8 protein-coding genes are annotated in these 9,659 nt (G+C 74.0%); 2 read left to right on the top strand and 6 right to left on the bottom strand.

What is annotated here, in order from left to right:
* Positions 1 to 429, bottom strand: a 429-nt coding sequence (locus AB0C69_RS31000) for an alpha/beta hydrolase (RefSeq protein WP_360358578.1), incomplete at its 3' end; no start/stop codon positions are given.
* Positions 430 to 507: 78 nt separating this feature from the next.
* Positions 508 to 1,257, bottom strand: coding sequence for a gamma-glutamyl-gamma-aminobutyrate hydrolase family protein (locus tag AB0C69_RS30995; RefSeq protein ID WP_360358577.1), 750 nt, complete (start codon positions 1,255 to 1,257; stop codon positions 508 to 510).
* 606 nt (positions 1,258 to 1,863) lie between these two features.
* Between AB0C69_RS30995 and AB0C69_RS30990 the strand changes: the two genes are divergently transcribed.
* Positions 1,864 to 2,919: a globin domain-containing protein gene (locus AB0C69_RS30990; protein WP_360358576.1), complete on the top strand. Its 1,056-nt coding sequence runs from the start codon at positions 1,864 to 1,866 to the stop codon at positions 2,917 to 2,919.
* A gap of 6 nt (positions 2,920 to 2,925) precedes the next feature.
* On the opposite strand, the gene AB0C69_RS30985 is transcribed toward AB0C69_RS30990, so the two are convergent.
* From AB0C69_RS30985 to thyX, 3 genes are all read right to left on the bottom strand, one after another.
* Positions 2,926 to 3,726 (bottom strand): helix-turn-helix transcriptional regulator, encoded by an 801-nt coding sequence (locus AB0C69_RS30985; protein WP_345182190.1) that lies wholly within the window; start codon positions 3,724 to 3,726, stop codon positions 2,926 to 2,928.
* 321 nt (positions 3,727 to 4,047) lie between these two features.
* Positions 4,048 to 4,770 carry a dienelactone hydrolase family protein gene (locus tag AB0C69_RS30980; protein ID WP_360358575.1) on the bottom strand — a complete coding sequence of 241 codons (723 nt, stop codon included), beginning with the start codon at positions 4,768 to 4,770 and terminating at the stop codon, positions 4,048 to 4,050.
* A 51-nt stretch (positions 4,771 to 4,821) separates the two neighbouring features.
* Positions 4,822 to 5,619 (bottom strand): FAD-dependent thymidylate synthase, encoded by a 798-nt coding sequence (gene thyX, locus AB0C69_RS30975; RefSeq protein ID WP_345182173.1) that lies wholly within the window; start codon positions 5,617 to 5,619, stop codon positions 4,822 to 4,824.
* A gap of 160 nt (positions 5,620 to 5,779) precedes the next feature.
* Between thyX and AB0C69_RS30970 the strand changes: the two genes are divergently transcribed.
* The gene (locus AB0C69_RS30970) at positions 5,780 to 7,840 is read left to right on the top strand and encodes a molybdopterin oxidoreductase family protein (RefSeq protein ID WP_360358574.1); all 2,061 of its coding nucleotides are present in this window, start codon (positions 5,780 to 5,782) and stop codon (positions 7,838 to 7,840) included.
* Between the two features lie 44 nt (positions 7,841 to 7,884).
* Here the strand turns inward: AB0C69_RS30970 and AB0C69_RS30965 are convergent, their stop codons facing one another.
* Positions 7,885 to 9,633 (bottom strand): glycosyltransferase family 39 protein, encoded by a 1,749-nt coding sequence (locus AB0C69_RS30965; RefSeq protein WP_360358579.1) that lies wholly within the window; start codon positions 9,631 to 9,633, stop codon positions 7,885 to 7,887.
* Positions 9,634 to 9,659: the final 26 nt, after the last annotated feature.

Here is a 9,659-nt window from a genome sequence, read left to right as displayed (position 1 = left end):
GTCGGCGGGCAGCAGCGGCCGGGCGAACCGGGCGCGGAACGCCGCGGCGAACTCCCGCTCGGGGGCCAGCCGGTAGCCGACGTTCAGCACGACGCACCCCGCCGCGGCCGCCAGGTCGCGGCAGAAGGCGTCCACGTTGTCGACGCCGCCGAGCACCCATCCCCCGCCGTGCAGGTACACGACGGCCGGCAGCGGCCCTCGCTCGGGCGGCGCGGGGCGGTACAGGCGCACCGGCACGGAGCCACCGGGGCCGGGCACCTCGACGTCGCGGACCCGCGGAAGCTCGCGCCGCACGACCGGGAAGGCCGCGCCGATCCGCTCCCGCATCTGCTCGATCGTGGGCTCGGCGGGCCCGTCCCGCCCCGGGGGCACGGCGGTCCACGAGGCGAGCTGCTCCAGGAAGCTCACGGTCTGCGGGTGCAGGGGCATGCGGCGGCCTCCGGTGGGGGGACATCGGCGGAAATCCACCCCTCGGCCTGCCCGGTGGCCGGGCCGCCAATCCCCGCGTCAGCGTCCGGCGGCTTCGGCGACGAGGGCCTCGAAGAGCCGCCTGTCGTCGCTCTCCTCGGGGTGCCACTGGACCCCGACGCCGAAACGGTGGCCCTGGAGTTCCACGGCCTCCACCACCTGGTCCTCGGCCCACGCGACGGCGGTCAGGCCCTTGCCGAGCCGGCTCACCGCCTGATGGTGGTAGGTGGGGACGTCGGAGGAGGCCCCGAGGATCCTGCCGATCCGGCTCCCCTCGCCGGTCCGCACCCGGTGCGAGCCGAGGACCCCGGCGGCGGGGGCGTGCCGCCGGTGGCCCACCGCCTCCGGCAGGTGCTGGACGAGGGCGCCGCCGCGCGCGACGTTCAGCACCTGCATTCCCCGGCAGATCGCCAGGAACGGCAGGTCGGCGTCGACGACGGCGCGGACGAGGGCCAGCTCGAACCGGTCGCGCTGCGGCTGCGGCGGCCCGGTCTCGGGATGCCGGGCGGCGCCGTACAGCTCCGGGTCGACGTCGCCGCCCCCCGCCAGGACGACGCCGTCCAGCCGCGAGACCAGGGTGTCCAGTCCGCGCAGGGTCGCGGCCGGGGGCAGCAGGACCGGGACGCCGCCGGCCCGCTCGACCGAGCGCGCGTACGGCACGGGAAGCAGCGCGGCCTCGCGCACCCAGAACCCCCAGCGGGCCGGCTCCTGGTAGGTGGTGATGCCGATGAGCGGCGGCCCGCCCTCACCGGCCTGCGGGTGCGGCGCTCCGCGCACGGCTCCTGACATGCGTGTCTCCCCCCTGTGCTGGACCCCGGCCCCGGAGGGGCCGCCGACACGGGCGATCGGCCGGCCGCACGTCACCGTGCGCCGCCCGCCCCCCTCGCGCCGTCCGTCCCCCGGCCCTCCTCGGGTCAGCTTGCCGCACGGCACGCGGCTCCGCCGTCGGAAGTGGCGAGATCGGCGCATCGCGATGCCGGGGCGGTGGCCTGCCGCGGGGCGCCTCGCGGCGGAATCACCGAAGAATTCGGAAATCTTCTTCCCTGATGCAGGTTCTTCCTCCCCTTCCGGACGGTTCTTCCGGAACGTTCGCGCCCCGATCGGATACCGATCAGTATGCGTTGACCGATTCACTTACCGTCGGTCACGGGGAATTGACGAACAATTACAATGAGTAGCGAAGGCGACCCTCTGTGGCGGCAATCGATTGAACACCTGCGGGGATGGGTGAGAGAATCTCAGCAACTCGGGCAGCAAGGACGGCCGGATCCTCCGTCGGCCCTGCCGCCCGACCGCCGAAAACAGCCCGCTGGGAGGCGAGCCGACCGAATGGCACCGGAAACTCGCGTTATCAAAGAATGCTTCGCACGGCTTGAAGCCGATCCGGCGGGCGCCATGAGCTATTTCTACGGCCGCCTTTTCGCGGCGCGGCCGCGGCTGCGGACCCTGTTCCCGCCCGCGATGGGCGCCCAGCACGACCGGTTCTTCCAGGCGCTCAGCCGGATCGTGTGGAGCCAGGACAACCCCGAGGAGCTCGCCCGCCACCTTGAGAGCCTCGGCCGCGGCCACCGCAAGTACGGGGTCCTGCGCGAGCACTATCCGGCCGTCGAGGAGGCCCTCACCGCGACGCTGCGCGCCTTCGCCGCCGACGTCTGGACGGCCGAGACCGAGGCGGCCTGGCGCGCCGCCTACCGCGCCGCGGCCGACGCCATGGCCGCCGCGGCGGAGCGGGACGCCGCGAGCGCCCCGCCGTGGTGGGTCGCCGAGGTCGTGCGGCACGAGCGCCGCGCCTTCGACCTCGCCGTCCTCACGCTGCGCCCCGAGCGCCCCCTGCCGTTCGCGCCCGGGCAGCACGTGAGCGTCCAGACCGCCCGCTGGCCGCGGATCTGGCGGCCGTACTCGATCGCGAACGCGCCCCGCCGGGACGGGACGATCTGCCTGCACGTCCGGGCCCGTCCCGCCGGGTGGGTGAGCGGCGCGCTGGTCCGGCACACCGGTCCGGGCGACAGCGTGCTGCTGGGCCCGCCGGACGGCGCGATGACCCTCGACCCGGACTCGGGCCGCCCGCTCCTGCTGATCGGCGGCGGCACCGGCCTGGCCCCCGTGAAGGCGCTGGCCGAGCAGGCCCTCGCCTCCGACCCGGGCCGCGACGTCCTGCTCGTCGCCGCGGCCCGCACGGAGAGCGCCCTGTACGACCTCCCCGAGCTGCGGCACCTGGAGTCGGCCCACGCCCGGCTCCAGGTCGTCCCCGTGGTGTCACGCGAACCCGCCGCCGGTCTCCTCGCCGGCCGCGTGCCGGACGTCCTTCCCCAGCTCGTGGACGGCGCCGGCGGCCACGACGCCTACGTGGCCGGACCCGCCCCGCTCGTCCGCGCGACGGTCGCCGCCCTGCAGCGGCTCGGCGCTCCGCTGACGCGCGTCCACCACGACCTGCTCACGGCCGGGGACTGAGGCGCCTCACCAGCCGGCGCGCTCCCGCAGGAACTCGGTCGTCTTCGCGTCCGCCGGGTAGAACGACTCGATCGCCAGTTCCGCCACCGTGATGTCGACCGGCGTCCCGAAGGTCGCGATCGTGCTGAAGAACGACAGTTCCCGGCCCTCCACCCGCATCCGCAGCGGAACGAAGACCTCGTGGCTCGCGGGCGGGGCGATCGCCTCCCCCACGTCGCCGGGGAAGCTCCGCAGCTCCTTGTGCAGCTGGGCGAGCGCCGCGTCCGCGGTCAGCGCCACATGCCGCCGGACGCGGTCGATCATGTGGGCGCGCCACTCCGCCAGGTTCAGGATGTTCCTGGCCATCCCGTCCGGATGCATGCTGAGCCGCAGCACGTTCAGCGGCGGCTCCAGCAGTTCCGGCGGCGCGCCCTCCATGAAGAACGCGGCCGCGCCGTTGGCGTCGATCAGGTTCCAGAACCGGTCCACGACCACCGCCGGATAGGGCTCGTGGCCCTCCAGCACCTGCCGGAGCGCCGCCCGGACCGTGTCCATCTTCGGCTCTTCGATCGGCGTCTCGTCGAACACCGGCGCGTACCCGGCCGACACCAGCAGCAGGTTGCGGTCGCGCAGCGGCACGTCCAGGTGCTCGGCGAGCCGCAGCACCATCTCGCGGCTCGGCGCCGAGCGCCCCGTCTCCACGAAGCTGAGGTGCCGCGTCGACACGTCCGCCTCCGACGCCAGCTCCAGCTGGCTCAGCCTGCGCCGCTGCCGCCACGCCCGGAGCTGGTCCCCGATCGGCCGCACGTCGCTCAGTCCCGTCGTCATCGTCGTCACGCCACGACGGTAGCGGCATCCGGGTCAGGCTCACGATTACGTGCGGGGTAATGGACGCTCTGACGCCCGGACGGCGAGGGTGGGGCCTCCGACACCCGCCGCAGGAGGCCTCATGACGACCGGGCTCACCCCCGACCAGCTGACCGACGCCATGCCGTTCGCCCGCGCGCTCGGCATGGAGATCGACACCGCGGGGCCGGAGGAGGTCGCCGGCCACTTGGACTGGGCTCCCGACCGGTGCACCGCCGGCGGGCTCCTGCACGGCGGCGCCCTCATGGCCCTGGCCGACTCTGAGCTGCCGGCCCGACACCTTTACGTTGTAGATTTTTTAGAGAGGTGCTCGGCGAAGAAGGCGAGGATGCGGTCCCAGCCGTCCGGGGCGTTCTCGCGGCCCTTCCCGAAGCCCATGACGATCTTCGCGATCGGGCCCAACGGGGGCGGCGGCGTGAGGCCGGTGAGGAACCCGTGCCCGGTGCCCGGGTACTCCTTCACGTCGTGCGGCACACCCGCGGCCGTGAGGGCGCGCTCCAGCCTGCCGGCGGCCCCCCGCAGCGACGGGTCGGCGGCGCCGTAGCTGCCGACGATCGGGCACGCGCCCCGCAGGGACTCCTCCGGCCGGCGCGGCAGGATCCCGTAGTTGGCCGCGGCGGCCTGGAAGTCGTACTTCGCCGCCGCGACCAGCGCGAACCCGCCGCCCATGCAGAACCCGCAGACCCCGACGCCGCCGGTGCAGTCGTCCCGGCCGGCGAGCCACGCGCGGGCCGCCTCGATGTGGTCGTAGGTCGGCCCGCGCTGGGCCCGCATGTCGCGCATCGCCTTGGCGACGCAGCGCACCCAGGGCGCCCCGTTGTAGAGGTCGGGCAGGACGGCGAGGTACCCGTGGGCGGCGAACCGGTCGGCCTGGGCGCGCATGTCGTCGTTCGCGCCCATCGCCTCGAACACGATCACGACGCCCGGCCAGGGCCCCTCCCCCTCGGGGACGGCGAGGTAGCCCGGAAGCGCGCGGTCGCCTACCGGAATGGAGATGTCAGACATAGCGTCTAATAATTCCCCAGGCGAGCCCGCGCGCCTAGACCCCGCGGAGGATCAGACCTTGCGCCACTGCGGCACCCACGCGCCGTCCTCGACGACGTAGTCGCCGAACAGGTCCGGGGCCTCGGTGCGCATCACCTCGCCGATCTTGCCGAAGAGCAGCCGGATCTCCTCCTCGGCGCCGGGCGCGGTGCGGTTCTCCAGGGTGTGGCGCAGGGTGCGGACGTTGGCCGTCCAGACCAGGCCGGTGCCGACGCCCTCGGGCGCGAACCGGCGCATGAACGAGGTCTTGTGCTTCTTCTCCTTGAACGGCACGCCCTCGTCGTCCAGGCCGAAGTGCGCGGCCATCCAGCCCTGGAACTCCTCCATCTGCTCCAGCATGGCGGTGGCGCGCTTCATCAGCTCGGTGTCCTCGCGGGCCCACTCCGGGAACCAGAAGGGGATGTCCTGCAGCCGGACGAACCGCAGCGACTCCTGCGAGATGGCCACGCCCGGGCGGTGCCGGACGAGCTCGTGGGTCAGCACCCGGCTCACGTTGTGCAGGACGAAGCTGAAGCTGACGTGCTCCAGCACCGAGCCGTGCAGGCTGCGCAGGATGTTCTCCAGGTACTGGCCGGAGTCGGTGCGGATCTTGGTGACGTTGGGGTTGAGGCCCGGCTCCCAGGAGCGGTAGCAGAGCCGCCCCGCGAACTCGGCGAGGTTCTGCGGGTCGTTGAGCTCGTCGTCGAGCTCCCCGCGGTCGAGCCGCTCCAGCCAGCCCTCCCCGCCCACCTCCCGCAGGTACCGGGCGACCTCGTCGTAGTCCAGTTCGGGCCGCGCAACGAGGAACACCTCGGGCTCGACGCTCTTCACTCTCGTTCCCCCTACGGGTCGTTTCCGTCGCCCCTTAGGAAACCACCCCGCCACCCCGGCCGCGACCTGGGGCACGGCCTTCGGGGGTCATGAGCGTCCTGGATGACGCTCATGGGGTCGTGGCGCACACTGGAGAGGTTCGTCCAGCTAGGAGGGTTCTATGCCATCGGAACTGACAGTGCTGGGAGCCTGCCCGCTGGACTGCCCCGACGGCTGCTCCTGGGTCGTCACCGTGCGGGACGGGGCGGCGGTCCGGCTGCGCGGCAACCCCGACCACCCGTACACGCGCGGGGCGCTGTGCGCGAAGGTGAACCGGTGGCTGGAGCGCGCCGCCCAGCCGGACCGCATCCTGCACCCGATGCGCCGCGTGGGCGCCAAGGGCAAGGGGCGGTTCGAGCGCATCGGGTGGGACGAGGCGCTCGACGAGATCGCCGCGCGGTTGCAGGACGTCGCCCGGGAGCACGGCGGCGAGGCGATCTGGCCCTACTGGGGGACGGGCACGCTCGGCTACCTGCAGGGCCTCGAAGGGTATTCCGGCCGGCGGTTCTTCAACGTGCTCGGCGCCTCGGCCCACAGCGCCGACATCTGCTCGGCGGCGGGCAGCGCCGGGATGGCCGAGGCGGTCGGCTCGCCGGGCGGCATGGACCCCGAGGACCTGGCGCACGCCCGGCTCGTCCTGCTGTGGGGCACCAACCCGCTGACCAGCGGGCACCATGTGTGGAAGTTCGTCCAGGACGCGCGGAAGGCGGGCGCGCACCTGGTCGCGATCGACCCGGTGCGGACGCGGACGGCGCGGCAGGCCGACGAGCACCTGGCGCCCCTGCCCGGAACGGACGGGGCGCTCGCGCTCGGCCTGCTCCACGTCATCGTGGGGCTCGGCGCGCAGGACGCGGACTTCCTGGCCCGGGGCACGCTCGGATGGCGGGAGTTCCGCGACCGGATCGCCGAGTACCCCCCGGACCGGGCCGCGCGGATCACCGGCGTCCCGGCGGACCGCATCGTGGCGCTCGGCGCGCGGATCGCCCGCACCCGCCCCACCGCGATCCGCGCGACGCAGGGTCTCCAGCGGCACTCCGGCGGCGGGGCCGCCCTGCGGCTGATCGCCGCCATCCCCGCCGTGACCGGCGACTGGGCGAGGCGCGGCGGCGGGCTCGCGTTCTCCACGTCCGGCCACGTCAAGCTCGACAAGGCCGCGCTGTGGCGCGACGACCTGCGCCCCCGCCCGGTGCGGACGCTGTCGATGAGCCGCCTCGGCGAGGGGCTGCTGGACGTCCAGGACCCGCCCGTCAAGGCCCTGTTCGTCATCGCGGCCAACCCCGCGGGCAGCACCCCGCACCAGAACAAGGTGCGCCGGGGCCTGGCCCGCGACGACCTGTTCACCGTGGTCCTGGAGCAGTTCCCGACCGACACCGTGGACTACGCCGACATCATCCTGCCCGCGACGGCGCAGCACGAGCACACCGACCTGCACGAGGGCTACGGTCACCTGTACCTCACCTGGAACGAGCCCGCGGTGGCGCCGCCCGGCGAGTGCCTGCCGACGACCGAGACCTTCCGCCGCCTGGCGCACCGGATGGGCCTGCGGGAACCGGCCCTCTACGACTCCGACGAGAGCCTCGCCGAACAACTGCTGGCGTCGGACCACCCGTGGATGGCGGGCGTCACGCTGGACCGGCTCCGCAAGGAGGGGTTCGTGCGCATGTCGGTCCCGGACCCGTTCCTGCCGTACGCCGACGGCTTCCCCACTCCGTCCGGGCGGTTCGAGTTCCGCTCGTCCGCCGCGGGGCTCGCCGGCTACGTCCCGCCCGCGGAGGTCGCCGACGAGGAGCGGGCCGGGAGGTACCCCCTCGCCCTGGTCTCGGCCGCGTCCCACGAGTTCCTCAACACCCAGTTCGCCAACAACCCGGAGTTGAGGCGCCGCTCGGGCGGACTCGCCGTCCGCCTCCACGAGGACGACGCGCGGGCGCGGGGCCTGGTCGACGGGCAGCGCGTCGTGGTCGGCAACGAGCGGGGATCCTTCGAGGCCGTCCTGAAGATCACCGATGAGGTCCGCCCCGGCGTCGCGGCGACGGGCAAGGGCCACTGGGCCAAGCTCTCCGGCGGCTCCAACGCCAACGCCGTGGTCGACGAGCGCGCCACCGACCTCGGCGGCGGCCCCGTCTTCCACGACACCCGCGTGGAGGTCACCGCCCTGCCGGCGCCACCGCCGCCGGCCGGGTGAGCGGGAGGCGGTACTCCGTGGATGACCGCCGCGAGACGGCGGCGTCAGCGGAGGCGGCCGGCGGTGTGGAGGTGGTCGAAGATGATCTGGTCGACCGGGGCCACGCGGGGCCGGTCGGCGTAGGTCAGCCAGGCGACCTCCGCGATCTCGCTGCTGGGGGTCGGCTCGCCCCGGTGCTCGGCGGTGTAGCAGGTCATCTGGACGGTGACGCCTTCGGCGTGGCCGTGCGCCTGGGCCCGGAAGGTGCCGAGGTGCGCGGCGGTGGCGGGGACGATCGCGACGGCGAGCTCCTCGTCGATCTCCCGGACCAGGGTGTCGACGTCGGTCTCGCCGGGTTCGCGCTTGCCGCCGGGGAGGTAGTAGACGTCCTTGCCCCGCGAGCGGGTGCCGAGGATCCTGCCGCCGTCGAGATGGATCCAGGCGATCTTGTCGATGAAGGTGCTCACCGCCCCATCCTGCCGGGCCGCGGCTTTCCGCGAGGGCGGGAAACGTGATCTTTGTGAGCGGTACGGTGTGGCCTGGAGGGATCGATGACGTTTCAGGCCGATACCGGCGCCGTGCTCGACCGCGCCAGGAGGTACGAGCCAGGGGTGCCAGTCCGGCGACCGGCCGAGCAGCACGTAGGCCCACAGGGCGGTGAGGGCGACGGTCGCCGACAGGACCGCGGCGGCCGCGGGGGCGCGGCGGCGCTCCCACAGCAGCGCGGCGCCCGTCCCGGTGAGCGCGGCGATCGCGGGGGCGAGCGCGACGGTGTAGTACTCGTGGAAGATGCCCTGCATCCAGCTGAAGATCGCGGCGGTGAGCAGGAGCCATCCGCCCCACAGCGCCAGGGCGGCGCGGGCGGGGTCGGTGCGGGGCGCGCGGCGCGTGGCCCACAGCCCGGCGGCGAGCAGGACGAGCGCGGCGGGCAGCAGCCAGGAGATCTGGCCGCCGGTGACGGGCCCGAACATGCGGCCCCATCCGGCGTCCTGGTCGAGGTTGCCGAGGCCGCCGGTCTCCTCGCCGTTGAGGCGTCCGAGCCCGTTGTAGCCGAGGGCCAGTTCCAGGACGGAGTCGTGCTGTGATCCGCCGATGTAGGGGCGGGCGGAGGCGGGCACCAGCGCGACGGCCGCGACCCACCACCCGGCCGAGGCGAGCAGCACTCCCCCGGCGGCGGTCAGCTGCCACAGCCGGCGCCGCCAGGGCGCGGGCGCGGCGAGCAGGTAGACCAGCGCGAACACCGGGACGACCAGGAACGCCTGGAGCATCTTGGCCAGGAACCCGGTTCCGGTGCAGGCGGCGGCGAGCAGCAGCCACCGGGTGCCCGCGCTCTCCTGGGCGCGCAGCGCCGCGTAGGCGCCGCAGGTCAGCAGCAGCACCAGCAGGGCGTCGGGGTTGTTGAACCGGAACATCAGCGCGGCCACCGGCGTCAGGGCGAGCGCGGCGCCGGCGAGCAGGGCCGCCCAGGCGGGGAAGCGGCGGCGGACGGCCGCATGCAGGACCGCGACGGTCGCGACGCCCATGAGGGCCTGCGGGACGAGGATGCTCCAGGCGTTGACGCCGAACAGCCGGGCGGTCAAGGCCATCGGCCACAGCGCGGCGGGCGGTTTGTCGACGGTGATGGCGTTGGCGGCGTCGGAGGAGCCGAAGAAGAACGCCTTCCAGCTGGTGGCGCCGGCCTGGACGGCGGCGGAGTAGAACGCGTTGGCCCAGCCGGACGCGCCGAGTCCCCAGATGTAGGCGACGCCGGTCGCGGTGAGCAGGGCCAGCAGCGCGGGCCGGGCCCAGGCGGGGTCGGCGGCGGGGCCGCGCAGCAGCCGCCGCGGGAGGCCGCCCCGCC

Origin of the sequence: Actinomadura sp. NPDC048032 (assembly GCF_040653175.1) — a bacterium.
In the GTDB taxonomy this organism is placed as follows: Bacteria; Actinomycetota; Actinomycetes; order Streptosporangiales; family Streptosporangiaceae; genus Spirillospora; species Spirillospora verrucosospora.
Note: the sequence above shows the minus strand (reverse complement) of the source record. Positions and strands in the feature narration are given on the sequence as shown.